The sequence below is a fragment of the Herbaspirillum sp. genome, assembly GCF_035644555.1.
Taxonomy (GTDB): domain Bacteria; phylum Pseudomonadota; class Gammaproteobacteria; order Burkholderiales; family Burkholderiaceae_D; genus Herbaspirillum.
The window spans coordinates 31,946-47,833 of record NZ_DASQOH010000074.1; the positions used below are offsets into that span (position 1 = coordinate 31,946).

Consider the following 15,888-nt stretch of genomic DNA (forward strand, 5'->3'; position numbering starts at 1 on the left):
CGGGCGCTGAGGGATGAATGGGGATGCGGCAGTTTACCTACATTTGTCCAGGTGGTGCCAAATCGCTCATGACACGGCGCCCAGTATTGCATGAGCGTGGGGCTTTTTGCCAGCGCACCGGCGGCGTGAAGAACCGGTGGCGCACGTGGTGAGGGACTATCCCAAGAGGTAATTGTCGCCTGCCGGTGGCGCTTCTACCATGCGCACTTCCTGCCACGGCGCAGCAATGCGCGCCGGTTCACCCGGAGAAGCGTCATGCCTCCGATGACGTTTTCTGCACCATGCGGCCCGAGCCGCCTCCACATCATGAAAAAACTCGCACTCACCTTGACCGCCTGCGCTCTGGCCCAGACCACCCTGGCGGCCCACGCAGACACCTCCAGCGTCACCGTCTACGGTGTCATCGACATGAGCATGGTCTATACCAGCAAGGTCGGCCCGACCAACGCCAGCCGCGTCAGTCTCGATTCGGGTGACGCCATGGCTTCGCGCATCGGCTTTCGCGGCAAGGAAGACCTGGGCGGCGGCCTGTCGGCCATCTTCCAGCTGGAGAACGGCTTCAGCGCCGACGACGGCGCCATGGCTACGCCCGGCACCCTGTTCGACCGCAAGTCGGTGGTTGGCCTCTCCGGTCGCTACGGCACCCTGACCGTGGGCCGCCAGACCGATTACCTGGAAGAGATCGGCCAGCAATACAGCTCCTTCCAGATCTTCGGCGGCGGCGGCGTACGGGCCGGGCATTTCAACAGTCTCGATCGCCTGACCGGCGCCCGGACCAGCAATGCCGTGCGCTTCGATAGCGCCGAGTTCGCGGGCTTCAGCGGCAGCCTCTTGTATGGTTTCGGCGAAGTCGCCGGCAAGACCTCGGCCGGCCAGGCCTTCGGGGTCGGTGCCAACTATCGCCATGGCAATGCCGGCATCGGCGCGGCCTACTATCAGAGCCGGCTGGCGGCCGATGCCGTGCCGGCCAGTGCGGGGGACACCGATCTCAAGACCTTTACCCTGGGCGCCAGTTATCAGGCCGGCCCGGCCAAGCTGTTCGCGGCCTGGTCGCAGGTGCGCCGTCCGACCCAACAGGCGCTGAGCGCCACCGGGCTGGTCGCCATCACCAGCGCCACCCGCGCCAATGTGTTCGATGTCGGCGTGAACTATGCGCTGGACGCCAGGCTGCATCTGCTGGCCAGCGTCATCCACGATCGTGCCGACCTGGCACGCGCCGGTGCCGGCGCCACCCGGGGCCACACCACCCAGCTCAACCTGGGCGTGGATTACTTCCTCTCCAAGCGCACCGATGTCTATGCCATGGCCAGCCGCCAGTCCGCCAGCGATGTGATCAACCCCGGCGTGATCAGCGCCGCCTATTCCTCGGCGCCGTCCGACGACAGCAGCCAGAACGTGCTGCGGGTGGGCGTGCGGCACAAGTTCTGAGGTCGCCGCCTCGCGCCTCAACCCTCCCTCCTTCCTTCAAGACAGCCCCTGCGTGCCGGGGGCTGTTCCCTGTATTGCGCCTGCCGTTCAGGGCAGGCCGTCGCGCTGCCTTGGCTGACGCCGGCGCGTACTCCCATCGCTATCCTCTCCTTGCCCCGAATAGCCTCTGCCATGCCAAGAATGTCTGCGTCCGGGCGCTGTTAGGCGAACGTGGAACGTCGGTCTTTGGTGTAGGTAAGTGAAGTTTTTTTCTCTTCCTGAATTTGCGCAAAGATTCATTTTGCAGCGTCTGCAAAATAAATTGGCATGCTGCGAGCCACTATACACAAGCCATTGCATCCCCTTGAGTGAACGAATCTTCATTTAGATCGTAATCGATCCTTTGCCGTCATCGACGCCCGGCTGCCCCGGCTTCACCTTGGTGCGATTGTCGACTTTAGCAAGCTTCGATTGAATGAGCGCGGGACAGAATATGAAGAATTTTGAAAAAAATTCTGGACGAGTGCGATCGATACCAGCAGGCAGCCAACAGATCTGCACGATCACAGCATGAACCATGGCGCCAGGCGGCCGAGCCCATGCTCGCCGCACGGTGCCACGGGGTTCATGACTTCGCCGCGTCAGGGCCGCGGAGAAGCTCGTTCGTCCCTTCTCCACATCATGTCAGACAGCTCAGGGAAAACAACATGCCCATCACCATCACCAGCAATCGCATGAGTACGCTGGCCTCGGCCCCACCGGCCTTGCCCCGCACCCGCAAGCCCGCCATCGGCGCCGTCACCAGCACCTCGACCTTCCGCGGCGCGGCCGCTTCGTCCTGGGACAGCGTCATGCCCACTGGCGCCTTCCTCGGCCTGCGCGCGGCCGCCGCCGATGGCAGCAACGCTGCCGCCGCCCGCAGCCAGCCTGGAATGCGGCGCGACGTCGCAGTCGCACCCAATAACGGGTTCGAACCGGGCGACGCCCACACCGGGCCTGCCGCTGGGGCCGAGCCGCTCCATCCCGGGCGGTGGAGCGCGGCGCTCCCCCGCAGCGAGAACGGCGCCATTGCGTCGAGTGTGCCGGCCGTGGCGACCTGGTCTTTCGCTGCGCCGGCGTTACCATTGGCCGCCCCCGCGCATGCCGCCATCGCCTGCCCGCCGCTGCCGGCCATTGCCTGTTCTCCGATGCCGCCGGTGGTGCGCGCGTCGACGCCGGCCAGCCCCTGCCCGCTGACGCAAGGCGTGGTGCCGACGCCGGGCAGCGTCCCCGGCAAGCCATGGATCGTCACGCGCGACGTGGTGCCGCTGTCCCAGGCCTTTCCGCCGGGCGTGATCATCGAGTTCTCCGATTGCGTACCGGTCCCGGTGTCCAGCCTGGTGCCGTCGCCGCTGCACAAGGCGACACCGTCTTCCGGTCCCGTGGCGGCACCGGTCGTCAAGCCTGTACCGGCGGTGAGCGCACCCGCGATGGTGGCGCCGACCGTCGTGGTGCCGCCGGTTGTCACCCCCACGGTCATCGCTTCCCCGGCCGTTGCGCCGACGCTGCAGGTTGAGGCACCCAGGCCGGTAGAAGTCGGTACACCGCTGCCCGCGCTCGCGGCAACCCCCACGCCGCCGGCCAGCCGTATCGAGCTGACGTCCGGCATGCCGGCGCTGGGCGATGTGAGTGGCTTGCCCAAGGGGGGAGCGGTGGCGGCGGCGCCACCGTCCTTGCCTGAGGTGGCTGCGCCCGACTTCCGCAGCCTGCGCGATCAAGACAATGTTTTCAGGCTGGATGGCAACCGTTCCCTCAGCTTCAAGCCGGATGAACTCAAGATGACGTCCAGCCAGCCGGACCTGCTCATCGGCACCGACGGCAACGACCGTCTCGACGACTGGGGGTCGCTGATGGACGATGCCATCCGCCGCATGCGGCCGCGCTTCACCCGCTTCGTCGGCGGAGGTGGCGACGACATCATCCAGGGTGGCGCGAGTGATGACACCATGTGGGGCGGCACCGGCAACGATACCCTGATCGGCAAGGAGGGCAACGACAAGCTCTACGGAGAAGAGGGCGACGACCACCTCGACGGCGGTGCCGGCAACGACGTGCTGGTGGGCGGCAGCGGCAAGGACGATCTCTATGGCGGCCTGGGCAACGACGTGCTGTCCGGGGGAGATGGTGATGACCTGATGTATGGCTACCAGCTCTTCGGCAAGCAGCAGACGCTGGCGCCGGGCCAGACCGACGACGACGTGATGGACGGCGGAGCCGGCAACGACACCATGAACGGCGGCTTCGGCAACGACCAGATGTGGGGCGGCACCGGTAACGACCGCCTGCGCGGGGAAAGTGGCGACGACAAGCTGTACGGTGAAGACGGTAACGACACCCTGTTCGGCGAGGCCGGCAATGACCTGCTCATGGGCGGGGACGGCGATGACGTGTTGTACGGTGACTTCCGTCCCAGCTTCGGTCCGGCCAACGATGATGCCGGGGGCGGCGATGACCTCCTGTACGGCGGCGCCGGTAACGACAGCCTCTACGGCGGCATCGGCAATGATCTGCTCGATGGCGGCAGCGGCGTTGACAGCATGGAAGGCGGCAAGGGCGACGATACCTATGTCGTCGACAATGCCCGGGACACCGTGGTCGAAGGCATCGACGAAGGGCACGACACCGTCATCGCCTCCTGCTCCTACCGGATCATGGACGGGGTGGAAGACCTGCGCCTGACCGAAGGCGGTAATTTCGATGCCATCGGCAATGCCGGCGATAACCTGCTCACCGGCAACAGCGGCGACAACGTGCTCGATGGCGGCAAGGGCGTCGACATCATGATCGGCGGTCGCGGCAACGATACCTACATGGTCGATGACAGTGGCGACAAGATCGTCGAACAGGCCGGCGAAGGCATCGATACCGTGATCTCGCGCATCAGCACCACGCTGGGCGCGAACCTGGAAAACCTGGTGCTGCTGGACCCCGGCAAGCCCGAGCGCGAGACCATCAACGGCACCCCGATGCTGACCTACGGCTCGCCCCACTACTATCTGCTTGACTATGCCCAGGGCGATGCAGTGCCCGGCTACAAGGGGACCTGCAGCGAGACCAGCGTGGCCAATGTCTGCGCCATGGCCGGGCTGTCGGTGACCGAGGGCGAGGTGGTCAGGAGGGCCATCGCCAATGGCTGGTGCAACACCACCTCCAGCGACGAAGGTACGCGTGGGTCCAGCAATCAGTTCTCGCAACTGGCCATGCTCAACAGCTTCGGCCTGCGCGCCGAGATCGGCGATGGCTATGACGTCCAGCGACTGGCCGACCTGGTCAAGGACGGGCGGGGCGTGATGCTCTCGGTCAATGCCGGCAGGCTGTGGGATGTGCCGGAATACATAGAAGGCGGCAACGTCAACCACAAGGTCACGGTCACCGGCGTGTCCTGCGACGCCACTACCGGCGCGGTGGCCGGGTTCTACATCGCCGATTCCGGCCGTGGGCAGGCCAGCGACACGGCGCGCTTCCTGACGCTGGCGGAGTTGCGCAAAGCCGCCGATGTGGTCGGTGCCAACATCATCTACACCCTGGACCCGATCAAGCTGGGCGACCTCAACATGCAGGGCATTGGCAACGAACTGGATAATGTCATCACCGGCAATCGCGGCAACAATCTCCTTCGGGGCGGCAGGGGCAACGATACCCTGATCGGCGAGGCCGGCAACGATACCTATGTGTTCAGCCGCGGCGATGGCCAGGATGTCATCGTCGACAGCGACCGTAGTCGCGGCAATCTGGACGTGCTGCAGCTGACCGACATCAACCAGAACAACCTCTGGTTCAGCAAGACCGGCAATGACCTGCGCATCGACGTCATGGGCAGCAGCGACCGCGTGACGGTCAAGGACTGGTACGTGGGCGGTGCCAGCGGTACCGACAACCGCATCGAGCGTATCAGGACCGCCGATGGCAACACCCTCTACGACAGCGACGTCGACAGGCTGGTGCAGGCCATGGCCAGCTTCGCCCCGCCCGCAGCCACCCAGACCTCATGGGTCAACGGGCAGACCAGTCAGGACAAGGTGCTCTTGACCATCACGCACTGAGTCCGGCACCCCAGCAGGCAAGCCCCGCCGCCGGTCCCGCCTGGGTCCGGCGGCGACCTGGCACGTCCTCCGAAAGCAGGCGGGGCAGGGCAGTGCATGCCGCTTGCCAAGCGCATGCGCAGGAATATCCATTCAAGAATCCGGGAATTTATGAATCAGGCCGACAAGGATCTCGATCGAGCAGTTGGTAGTGATAGTGGTTTGCAGTGTTTGATGATGATGGCGCGTTTGCATGGCATCGCGGCCGATGCCCTGCAGTTGCAGCATCAGTTCGGGCGTGAGCCCTTTTCCGTGGAGACGCTGTTGCTGGGCGCGCGTGCCCTGGGCATGCGCGCGCGTTGCATCCGCCAGGAGCCGGCGCGGCTGGAGCGTACGCCGCTGCCGGCCATCGGCATCGATCGCCACGGGCGTTTCTTCCTGCTGGCCAAGGTGGAACCGGCGCCGCCCCGTGAGCGCGACACGCTGCGACTGCTGATCCAGCAGCCCGGCCAGGCGCCGCAGGTGATGACGCGACGCGACTTCGATACCTTGTGGTCGGGCCGGGTGATCCTGGTCACCAGCAGGGCCAGCTATGCGGGGGAGTCGGCGCGCTTCGATTTCTCCTGGTTCATTCCCTCGGTGATCAAGTACCGCAAGATCCTGGCCGAGGTGCTGGTGATTTCGCTGGTGCTGCAGGTGCTGGGCCTGGTCACCCCCTTGTTCTTCCAGGTGGTGATGGACAAGGTCCTGGTCAACCACGCCATGATGACGCTCAATGTGATCGCCGTGGCCCTGGTGGCAGCCACCCTGTTCGAGGCCGCGCTGACCGGCATCCGCACCGCGCTGATGGCTCACACCAGCAGCAAGATCGATGTCGAGCTGGGATCGCGTCTGTTCGCCCATCTGCTGAGTCTGCCCATCGGCTACTTTCAGGTGCGTCGCGCCGGGGATTCCATCGCCCGCATCCGCGAGCTGGAAAACATCCGCAGCTTCCTCACCGGCAATGCCATGACGCTGGTGCTGGATCTGCTGTTCTCTTTCATCTTCCTGGGCGTGATGCTGTGGTACAGCCTGACCCTGAGCCTGGTGGTGCTGGGCTCGATCCCGCTGTATCTGGCGCTATCGCTGGTTTTTACGCCCATCCTGCGCGCCCGCCTCAACGACAAGTTCAACCGGAATGCCGAGAACCAGTCCTTCCTGGTCGAGACCCTGACCGGCATGGACACCGTCAAGGCCATGGCGCTGGAACCACGCTGGCAGCAACGCTGGGACCGGCAACTGGCCGCCTATGTGGCTGCCAGCCTGGGCAGCACCCACATCGGCCTGCTGGCCAGCGGCGGCGTCACCCTGGTGAGCAAGCTGGTGACCGTGGGCATCATGTGGCTGGGCGCGCTGCAGGTGGTCGGCAACGAGATGACGGTGGGCGAGCTGGTGGCCTTCAACATGCTGGCCGGCCAGGTGGCCGCGCCGATTCTGCGCCTGGCCCAGCTGTGGAACGATTTTCAGCAGGTCGGGGTATCCATGAGCCGGTTGGCCGACGTGCTGGATACACGTGCCGAAGTGAGCGGTGTACGCACCGGCCTGCCGCAGGTCAGCGGCGCCATCAGCTTCGACCAGGTGTCCTTCCGCTACCGCCCGGAAATGCCGCCGGTGATCCACACCCTCTCGCTGGAGGTAAAACCGGGCGAAGTCATCGGCGTGGTGGGGCGCTCCGGTTCCGGCAAGAGCACCCTGGCGCGGTTGGTGCAGCGCCTGTACCTCTGCGACAGCGGGCGCATCAGCGTGGATGGCCAGGACATCGCCGTCATCGATACCGCTTCGCTGCGCCGGCAGATTGGCGTGGTGCTGCAGGAGAGCACACTGTTTTCCCGCTCGATACGGGAGAACATCGCCCTGGCTGATCCGGCCTCGCCCATCGAAGACATCATCGCCGCCGCCCAACTGGCCGGCGCCCACGAATTCATCTGCGCGCTGCCCGAAGGCTACGACACCGTGGTCGGCGAGCAGGGCAGCGGTCTGTCCGGCGGACAGCGGCAGCGCATCGCCATCGCCCGCGCCCTGATCACCAACCCCGGCATCCTGATCTTCGACGAAGCCACCAGTGCCCTGGACTACGAATCGGAAAAGATCATCCAGGACAACATGCGCCAGATCTGCGCTGGCCGCACCGTGCTGATCATCGCGCACCGGCTCTCGGCGGTGCGCGATGCCGACCGCATCCTGGTGATGGAGCAGGGACGTATCGCCGAAAGCGGTCGCCATGACGAACTGCTGGCCCTGCCCGACGGCATCTACGCCCATCTGTACCGGCTGCAGCACCATGCCCCTGTTGCCGCCAGCGCCGCGCACGCCGAGGAGGATCCGGCATGAGTCTGCATCATCGTCATCAAGCCTGGGGCGACCTGGGGCGACGTTACCTGCGCGTGTTCCTGCACTTCTGGCGCCTGCGCCATGCGCTGCGCAGCGATTTCTACACCCACCAGGAAGCTGAATTCCTGCCGGCCGCCCTGGCCCTGCAGGAAGCACCGGTCTCGCGCACCCTGCTGTGGACCGCGCGCCTGCTGGTGGGCATCGTGGTGTTCGCCGTGGCCTGGTCGGTGCTGGGCAAGATCGACATCATCGTCAGCGCCAACGGCAAACTCATCCCGACCGCGCGGACCAAGACCATCGCCTCGGTCGACCTGGCCAGCGTGAAGGGCTTGTTCGTCAGCGAAGGACAGCGGGTGGAGGCGGGTGACCTGCTGATCGCACTCGATTCCAGCAACAGCGATGCCGAACGCGACAAGGCCGCCGACGCGGTGGCCCAGGCCAGGCTGCAGGCCGCGCGGGCGGCGGCGCTGATGGAGGCCGTGCAACAGCAGCGCAGCCCCGAACTGGGGAAGGTCGAAGGGGTCTCGGCGGCGCAGTGGGCTTCGGTACGCAGCCAGTTGCAGGGGCAGTACCAGGACGTGCGCGCCCGCTTGGCGCGCCTGGACGACGAGATCTGGCGCTACGGCTCGGCGCTGCGGCTGGCCACCCAGCGCGCCCGCGACTACCAGGCGCTGATGACCGACCGCACCGTTTCTCAGCATGCCTGGCTGGAGCGCGAGCAAGCCCGTATCGACCTGCAGGGACAGCTCGCGGATGCCCGCAACCAGCGCGCCGCGCTGATCGCGCAGACCCAGAAGGAAGCCCATGACAGCCGGGTCGAGGCTGAGAAGATCATCGAAGCCGCGCAGCAGGACCAGCGCCGCGCCGAGGAACACAGCCGCCTGCTCAGGCTCACCGCGCCGGTGACCGGGACGGTGCAGCAATTGAGCGTGCACACCGTGGGTGGCGTGGTGCCGGCGGCGCAGCCATTGATGCAGATCGTGCCCGAAGACAAGGAGGTCGAGATCGAAGCCTTCCTGGAAAACAAGGATGTGGGCTTCGTCCAGATCGGCCAGGACGCCGAAGTCAAGCTGGATGCCTACGACTACACCAAGTACGGCACCCTGCGCGCCAGGGTCAGGCAGGTCTCGCGCGACGCCATCCAGGACGACAAGCGCGGGCTGGTCTATTCGGTGCGCATCGTGCTGGACCAACGCAGCATCGTCATCGACGGCCAGCGCGTGGCGCTGGCGCCCGGTCTTGCCAGCAACGTGGAGATCAGGACCGGCAGCCGGCGCGTCATCGAATACCTGCTCTCGCCGCTGCTACGCCATCAGCGCGAGGCCCTGCACGAGCGCTGAGGCAGGCCTGTGCCGCACCCGCCACCCCGATCACCCGCCATTCCGTGAAAGCAAGCCCATGAAACAGTTGAATCCCATGCAGCAAAACCGATCCCATCGTCTTACGGGAGGCGCCATCCTCCTGTTCAGCCTGGCGCTCTCCGGCGGTGTGCCTGTGCCATCCACACACGCCGCCGCGCTGGAGGAACTGGCCACGCCGCTGGCTGATCCGCTGCTGGCGCGGCCACCGGTGCTGGAGCGCGGCAAGCTGCTACCCGGCGAGCGGGCGCCCCTGACCTGCAGCGTCAGCTCCGGCTTGCCGCGCCAGGCGTTGTCGCTGGCCGATGCCATCGATCTGGCGTTGTGCCGTCATCCGCAGGTGCAGGCCGCCTGGGCCGCGATCAAGCTGCAGGCCGCCCAGCTGGGCGAAGCGCGCGCCGCCTACCTGCCCGCCATCAATGCCGGTATCGGCCAGGTCCACAGCAAGAGCAGCCCGACGCTGGAGAGTGGACGCTTGAGCCGCACACAGTATGCGACCCTGAGCTGGCGTCTGCTGGATGCCGGGGCGCGCGGGGCCAATCACCGCGCCGCCGATGCCTTGCTGGAGGCCGCTGGTGCCAGCCACGACGCCGCCCTGCAAAAAGCCATGGCCAATGTCATCAGCCTGTATTTCGATGCCCAGAGCAGCCTGGCCAGCCGGCAGGCCCGGGCGCAGAGCGAGGCGCTGGCGCGCACGGTGCTGGCCACCGCCGTCAAGCGCGAGCAGCGCGGCGTCGGTTCGCGCCCGGAAACCCTGCAGGCGCGTACCTTCGTGGCCAGGGCCGAACTGGAACACGCGCGCGCCAGCGGCCTGTATCAAAAGGCGCTGGTGGCGCTACAGGCGGCCATGGGCATCGCCGCCGACGACGTCCCGCAAGGCCTGACATTGGCGCCGCCTGACGATGATGATCCCTCTGAGCTGGAACAGGATCTGCAAGATTGGCTGCAACAGGTGCGCCAGCAGCATCCGGCCATCCTCGCGGCCCAGGCCCAGCTGGAGGCTTCGCTGGAAAAGGTGCGGGCCACCCGCGCCGAAGGCCTGCCCACCGTCGATCTCAATGCCGGCCGCGCTCTCAATGGACGCCCCGACCAGCCCGGCGCCGGCCGTGGCGCGCGCGACACCACGGTCGGCATCAGCCTGAACATCCCGCTGTTCGACGGTTTTTCGCGTACCTACAAGGTTCGCGGTGCGCAAGCCCAGGTCGAGTTGCGGGAGGCCGAACTGCGGGAGATCCAGACCCAGGTACTGGGGGAAGTCGCCAGCGCTCACGTGGAAGCCGGCGCCGCGCTGCGCAATCTGGCCACTTCGCGCCGCCTGCTGGAGGCCGCGCAATCCTCGGTGGACGCGATCAGTCGCAAATACGATAGCGGCATCGCCGACATCGTGGAAATGCTCAACGCCCAGGCGGCCCTGTCCGAGGCTGGCCAGGAACGCATCCGCGCGCAGTCCGAATGGCGCTCGGCGCGCCTGCGCCTGCTGGCCAATGCCGGGCGGATGTCACGCAGTGTGGCCGCGGCCGACGCCCGGCCTTGAGTCAACCCAGGTCAACAAGAAGAGCATGGGCAGGGCGGCAAGTGCAGCTCACGCGCCGCCCTGAACCTGCCATCTTCAATGGCCTCTACAGCGCGTCAAAGACCCGAGCTCGCTCATTTGACGGCATCCTCCACGGCGCAGGTCAATCAAAGAATTGCCCTCATCGAGGCGGGTCTGAAACACAACGCCGGTTATGTGTGATCAGGATCAGATGCCGCTGAACCAGTTGTAGCCCTGATCTTCCCAATAGCCGCCGGGGTTCTGGTTGGTCACGAAGATCGCGGCGACGTGCTTGGGGTTCTTGAAACCGAGCTTGGTCGGCACCCGCACCTTGAGCGGGAAGCCATACTCGGTCGGCAGCGGCTCCTTGCCGAAGTCCAGCGCGAGGATGGTCTGCGGATGCAGGGCGGTGGGCATGTCAAGGCTGGTGTAGTAACGGTCGGCGCACTTGAAGCCCACGTATCTGGCCGACAGGTCGGCACCGATGGCCTGTAGGAAAAGCTTGAGCGGCGCGCCCGACCACTGGCCGATGGCGCTCCAGCCTTCGATGCAGATATGGCGCGTGATCTGCGCGGCTTGCGGCAAGGCGCGCAGGCGCTCCAGCGTCCACGGCCGTTTGTCGGCGACCATGCCGCTTACTTCCAGGCGCCAGTCAGCGGGATCGATGTCGGGCGCACTGGCCTGGTCGTAGAAGGCGTTGAAAGGGAAAGGGTTGGTGATCTGGCTCGCCGCATAGGTCGGCGCCAGCTTGTCGCCACGGAACAGCAGCGCCTGGACCCGGTCGTTCCAGCGCGACATGGCCCACAGCGCCTTGTCGACACTATCGTTGTCCTGCAGGTCGCAACCGGCCAGCATTGACAGTGCGCCCAGCGACAGCGCCGAGCGCAGCAACAGCCGACGCTCCACCTTCACCAGCGACGTGCGGTGGTCGGCCAGTCGGATCTTCTCGATTGGGCGGGGAGGTTTTTCGTCCGGCCGGCTCATTGCACGTTTCCTTGCGTATGCCCGCGCCCGACCAGCATGGGCAACAGGGTCTTGGGTACGATGGCGACCAATGCCAGATGCACGACCACGAACGCGGCAATACCCGCCATCGCGATGAAGTGGACCTTGCGTGCGAAGTCGAAGCCGCCGAAGAAATTGCACAGCGGCTCCAGCTGCACCGGCTTCCAGATGGCGAGGCCGGACAAGACCACGACGACGCCCAGCAGCATGACTCCCCAGTACAGCAATTTCTGTACAGCGTTATAGGCACCCGGATGATGCGGCAGGCGAAAACGCAAGGCACTGGTGGCATCGGCCACCACATCGCGCGCGCGCAGCGGCAGCAGGCGCCGACGGAAATGACCGCTGGCCGCGCCATAACCCAGATAGAACAGGCCATTGAGCACCAGCAGCCACATCGCGGCAAAATGCCAGGCGATCGAACCGCCCAGCCATCCACCCAGGGTCATCCAGGCCGGAAACCGGAAGCCGAAGATCGGCGAAGCGTTGTAGATGCCCCAGCCGCTGGTCAGCATGCAGCCGATGGCGAAGGCGTTGAGCCAGTGGGCGATGCGCACCGCCATTGGATGAAGAGCAAGCCTGGCGGACATTGTGTGCCTCTTACATCGGCGGCGTGATGCCGTTGCGGCCGACGCTGACCGAAGCGGCGGTCAGGCTGCCATCAGGGTTCTTGCGGGCGCGCACCACCACCTTGGCACCGGCCACCAGCATGGAGCGTTCACCGGCTTCGATGTTGACGATGGGCACGTCGTCCGGCACCACGATCTTCTTCTCTCCACCCTTGTATTTCAAGGTCAGCGTGCGGCCGTTGCTGGCCACCACGTCACCCACGGTGCCGTTGGTCATGGTGCTGTTGGGCGCCAGGTCGAACGGACGGTGGCCGTCGCCGGTGCCGGCCATGGCCGGCGGGAAGACGTGCACTTCCAGCGCCTTCTGCGAGCCGTCCGGCTGCGGGATGCCGGCCGCGCCGATGTAGCTGCCCGGCTTGATGTCGTTGATGTTGGCCAGCGAGATGGCGGCGACGCGGGTGTCCTTGTCGAGGGCTATGGTCTGCTCGCCGCCGCGGTTGCTCTTGACGACCAGCTTGTCGGCGGCAACGGAAACGATGGCGCCGCGGATACCGGCCATGGCAGCGGGTGCGGGCGCTTGTGCAAAGGAGGCTGAGGTGGCGAAGATGGCGGATACAGCGATGCCATGGACGAGGTTGCGAAGGGATGCGCTCATGAGATCCTGACCAGTTGAGTGGGTTGGAAAAAGACTCATGCTAGTCACGCAAAGGAGTCATTTGCATGACATTTGAATGACAAAAATGTCAGCTTTGGAGCGATCCGAATAGTCTCATCCTGAGACGCGCTCAACCGCCCTTGGGATTGCGCCAGGTCTGAGGCCTTATCGAAAACTTCCCTTTCTGATGGATCGACAATGCCCAGCTTGGCATTTCACTGGCCGATGCCACAGTTCCTGGCAAACCGAAGGATGTTCAGTGTTTCCTTGAAGGTCTCCTGCACGGCGGGAGTCGGATCGCTGCTCGCCTGAAGATCGCTCTGCACTCCCGCGATCAGCTCGTCGAGCTTGACGGCGCCGGTCGCGTCCAATCGTTGAAGCAGCATCGTCATGATGTATTGCATGGCGGCGGTGGTGGTATCCTGGTTGCTCATCGGTTCTTCCTTTTCCACGGGATCTCCGGTTAAAAATGCGCAGTAGTTGAGAATGGATTTGCTTCTGGTCGATGGCGGCCAATAAGGGGGGCACAACGAATCTCGACGAGCCGCTGGAGTCGATAAAAGGATTTCAGTAGAGTCGCCCCAATGGAAGGTTTTGACTCGGCCGCGTTGGACGCGGAACTCAGTTTGAATGAAAAGGGCCTGTCCAGCCTGGTGCTACTCAGTCTCGGCTATCACACCGATAGCGACTTCAACGCCAAGCTGCCGAAGTCGCGCTTGCCGCGAGAGCAGGTCTTTACTTTCCTATGAGCGTAGTAGAGCTATTTTCACAAGATGACCCTCTACCGCCGATAGGGGGACGTGATGCGCGATGCCTTTCATCGGCCGCGCCATCTGGCTATCTCGCGAATTATTGGCCCGAAGCGGACAGCAGGAGCGGCAACGGCTTCGCGGCCATCATGCCTCGCCCGAAGGCGGGAGCCGTTATGTGTCTCCCCTCGCGCCCTAAAACATCTGGTGAAAAATCCACAGTGCTTTGATTTGAAAAGACTCTTCGGTGCATCAGCGCGACACCTGCGGCGGGTTGCATGTTGGTGCGTTGATTGCGACGTTTAGTCTGCGCCCGTCGCTTACTGCCGCTTCGTCTTCGCCAGCGCGTCAACGAAGCCCTCGATCTGCTGCGCCACCGCCTCCGGATCTTCCAGCGGCGACAGATGGCCTACGCCGGGCAGGATGTGCAGCTTGGCCTGGGGAATGCGCGGCAAAAGCTCTGCCTGCAGCGTCGCGACCCGGTCGACCTGATCGTGCTCGCCAGAAATAACGAGCGTGGGCACCTCGATGGTAGCCACCTCCGTGGCGATGTTCTCTGCCATCGCTACGTTGGGCCAGGCGTGCTTGGCCTGAGGCGCAGCCCGCAGGCTGTCCTCGATGACCTGGGAGCGGCGGGCCGCCGTCAGCGGTTGTGCCGTCAGCACATGATCGATCACGAACTCCACCGATTCGCGCGTCTGGTAGGCACCTACCAACATGGCGCGCTGTTCAGCGGAAAGCAGCATGGGCGAGGGCGGGGACGGTGCCACCAGAATCAGCCCCTCGAGTCCGTGCGGCCGGCGTGAGGCCACCAGCTGTGCCACCTTGCCGCCCATGGAGTGGCCGACCAGCACATAGCGCTGCAGTCCCAGTGCGGCAATGACGCCCTCGGCATCGGCGGCCAGGTCGGCAATCCGGTAGCCGTCAGCAGGCGCATCAGAGCGGCCCCAGCCGCGATGGTCAGTGGCGACGATGCGGTAGCGGTGCGCCATTTGCGCGGCCACCGCATCCCAGGTGCGCGACGAGCCGCCGTAGTAGTGCAGAAACACCAGCGCCAGTTCGCCGCTGCCCTGCTGGGCCACATGGATGCGTGTTCCGTTGGTTTCGATATGCATTTCTCTGCTCCTTGGTGATGGGGAGACTCCACGATAGATTAGATTGCCAAAAGTTATAATCGCCAATTTGTTAGCGGTAGTCGATACCAGCATGATCGAATAAGGGAGCGGCATGGATAAACTGATGAGCCTGAATGTCTTCGTGGCAGCGGTAGAGGAAGGCAGTTTTGCCGGGGCGGCGCGGCGCTTCGCGCTGTCGCCGGCGATGGCGGGCAAGCACGTCAGCCAGATCGAGAAGGAGCTTGGCGCCCGTCTGTTTCAACGCACGACGCGTCGCCTGAGCCTCACCGATGTGGGTCGGAGGTATTACGAACGTTGCCGCCAGATCCTCGCGGCATTCGATGAGGCGAACCGCGAAGTGACTGTTGCGCAAGGGAGCGCAAGCGGCATGCTTCGCGTGGCGGTGCCGCTGACCTTCGGCGCGATGCATCTGGGCCCGGTCGTGGCGCGCTATCTTGCGGATCACTCGGAGGTCAACGTCGAGGTCGTACTCGGCGACCGCTATGTCGATCTGATCGAGGCAGGTGTAGACGTGGCGATCCGCATCGGAAAGCTCGACGATCCCGCACTGGTCACACGCCGCCTGGCACCCTGCCGCATGATCGCCTGTGCCTCCCCCGGCTTCATCGCGCAGCATGGCCTGCCCGCCACGCCTCAGGCCTTGTCGCGCCTGCCGCGGCTGGCCTTCAGCGACGCAGTCTCCGCCGGCGACTGGACATTCATCGATGCAGCGGGACAAGCACATCGCCTCGACGGTCCCTGCCGCGTGACGGCTAACAATATGCAGATGCTCCTGGCTTGCGTGCTGGCGGGCGCGGGAGTGGGCTACGGGCCGGCCTTCGTTTTCGGTGAGCACATCAGGCAGGGGCGCCTGCTTGCATTGCTGCCGGATTACCGAACCACCGCATTGACCATCCAGGCCGTCTATCCGAGCGCGCGAGGAATTCCGCTCAAGGTCCGCCGCTTTGTCGATTATCTTGCCGAGGAGTTCGGTGATCATCCGCCGTGGGAGATCCAGGACACCGCGACGCCCCCCGGCAACGCATCGCAGAATTAATGTGAACC

At 64.9% G+C, this 15,888-nt stretch carries 11 protein-coding genes and 1 pseudogene; 7 read left to right on the forward strand and 5 right to left on the reverse strand.

Annotated features, from left to right (window positions below):
- Positions 1 to 306 precede the first annotated feature (306 nt).
- The 5 genes from VE092_RS21000 (at position 307) to VE092_RS21020 (ending at position 10,730) form a co-directional block, all read left to right on the forward strand.
- The gene (locus tag VE092_RS21000; RefSeq protein ID WP_324879885.1) at positions 307 to 1,428 is read left to right on the forward strand and encodes a porin; all 1,122 of its coding nucleotides are present in this window, start codon (positions 307 to 309) and stop codon (positions 1,426 to 1,428) included.
- Positions 1,429 to 2,114: 686 nt separating this feature from the next.
- Complete coding sequence (locus VE092_RS21005) at positions 2,115 to 5,489, forward strand: calcium-binding protein (RefSeq protein WP_324879886.1); 3,375 nt, start codon at positions 2,115 to 2,117, stop codon at positions 5,487 to 5,489.
- A gap of 150 nt (positions 5,490 to 5,639) precedes the next feature.
- Positions 5,640 to 7,838: a type I secretion system permease/ATPase gene (locus VE092_RS21010; RefSeq protein WP_324879887.1), complete on the forward strand. Its 2,199-nt coding sequence runs from the start codon at positions 5,640 to 5,642 to the stop codon at positions 7,836 to 7,838.
- Entirely contained in the window at positions 7,835 to 9,178 is a 1,344-nt protein-coding gene (locus VE092_RS21015) for an HlyD family type I secretion periplasmic adaptor subunit (RefSeq protein WP_324879888.1), read from the forward strand. The genes VE092_RS21010 and VE092_RS21015 overlap by 4 nt, the downstream gene beginning before the upstream one ends.
- A 58-nt stretch (positions 9,179 to 9,236) precedes the next feature.
- A complete protein-coding gene (locus tag VE092_RS21020) occupies positions 9,237 to 10,730 on the forward strand; it encodes a TolC family protein (RefSeq protein WP_324879889.1) in 1,494 nt (497 codons plus the stop codon).
- 207 nt (positions 10,731 to 10,937) lie between these two features.
- On the opposite strand, the gene VE092_RS21025 is transcribed toward VE092_RS21020, so the two are convergent.
- From VE092_RS21025 to VE092_RS21040, 4 genes are all read right to left on the reverse strand, one after another.
- Positions 10,938 to 11,714, reverse strand: coding sequence for a molybdopterin-dependent oxidoreductase (locus tag VE092_RS21025; protein WP_324879890.1), 777 nt, complete (start codon positions 11,712 to 11,714; stop codon positions 10,938 to 10,940).
- Entirely contained in the window at positions 11,711 to 12,325 is a 615-nt protein-coding gene (locus VE092_RS21030) for a cytochrome b/b6 domain-containing protein (protein ID WP_324879891.1), read from the reverse strand. Before VE092_RS21030 ends, VE092_RS21025 begins: the two co-directional genes overlap by 4 nt.
- A gap of 10 nt (positions 12,326 to 12,335) precedes the next feature.
- Positions 12,336 to 12,959, reverse strand: a complete 624-nt coding sequence (locus VE092_RS21035; RefSeq protein WP_241811754.1) for a DUF5666 domain-containing protein — start codon at positions 12,957 to 12,959, stop codon at positions 12,336 to 12,338.
- Positions 12,960 to 13,174: 215 nt separating this feature from the next.
- Complete coding sequence (locus VE092_RS21040; RefSeq protein ID WP_324879892.1) at positions 13,175 to 13,411, reverse strand: hypothetical protein; 237 nt, start codon at positions 13,409 to 13,411, stop codon at positions 13,175 to 13,177.
- A gap of 129 nt (positions 13,412 to 13,540) precedes the next feature.
- On the opposite strand from VE092_RS21040, the pseudogene VE092_RS21045 reads away from it, so the two are divergent.
- Positions 13,541 to 13,708 (forward strand): annotated as a pseudogene (locus tag VE092_RS21045) (NAD(P)H nitroreductase); the annotation flags it as partial.
- Positions 13,709 to 14,028: 320 nt separating this feature from the next.
- On the opposite strand, the gene VE092_RS21050 reads toward VE092_RS21045, so the two are convergent.
- Positions 14,029 to 14,823, reverse strand: a complete 795-nt coding sequence (locus VE092_RS21050) for an alpha/beta hydrolase (protein WP_324879894.1) — start codon at positions 14,821 to 14,823, stop codon at positions 14,029 to 14,031.
- A gap of 112 nt (positions 14,824 to 14,935) precedes the next feature.
- Between VE092_RS21050 and VE092_RS21055 the strand changes: the two genes are divergently transcribed.
- Complete coding sequence (locus VE092_RS21055; RefSeq protein WP_324879895.1) at positions 14,936 to 15,880, forward strand: LysR family transcriptional regulator; 945 nt, start codon at positions 14,936 to 14,938, stop codon at positions 15,878 to 15,880.
- Positions 15,881 to 15,888 lie beyond the last annotated feature (8 nt).

What these genes read in the sequence shown, in the direction of transcription:
- VE092_RS21005 (WP_324879886.1), top strand. Translation starts at nt 2,115, where the DNA reads ATGCCCATCACCATCACCAGCAATCGCATGAGTACGCTGGCCTCGGCC.
- VE092_RS21035 (WP_241811754.1), bottom strand. Translation starts at nt 12,959, where the DNA reads ATGAGCGCATCCCTTCGCAACCTCGTCCATGGCATCGCTGTATCCGCC.
- VE092_RS21050 (WP_324879894.1), bottom strand. Translation starts at nt 14,823, where the DNA reads ATGCATATCGAAACCAACGGAACACGCATCCATGTGGCCCAGCAGGGC.
- VE092_RS21010 (WP_324879887.1), top strand. Translation starts at nt 5,640, where the DNA reads ATGAATCAGGCCGACAAGGATCTCGATCGAGCAGTTGGTAGTGATAGT.
- VE092_RS21055 (WP_324879895.1), top strand. Translation starts at nt 14,936, where the DNA reads ATGGATAAACTGATGAGCCTGAATGTCTTCGTGGCAGCGGTAGAGGAA.
- VE092_RS21030 (WP_324879891.1), bottom strand. Translation starts at nt 12,325, where the DNA reads ATGTCCGCCAGGCTTGCTCTTCATCCAATGGCGGTGCGCATCGCCCAC.
- VE092_RS21015 (WP_324879888.1), top strand. Translation starts at nt 7,835, where the DNA reads ATGAGTCTGCATCATCGTCATCAAGCCTGGGGCGACCTGGGGCGACGT.
- VE092_RS21000 (WP_324879885.1), top strand. Translation starts at nt 307, where the DNA reads ATGAAAAAACTCGCACTCACCTTGACCGCCTGCGCTCTGGCCCAGACC.
- VE092_RS21025 (WP_324879890.1), bottom strand. Translation starts at nt 11,714, where the DNA reads ATGAGCCGGCCGGACGAAAAACCTCCCCGCCCAATCGAGAAGATCCGA.
- VE092_RS21020 (WP_324879889.1), top strand. Translation starts at nt 9,237, where the DNA reads ATGAAACAGTTGAATCCCATGCAGCAAAACCGATCCCATCGTCTTACG.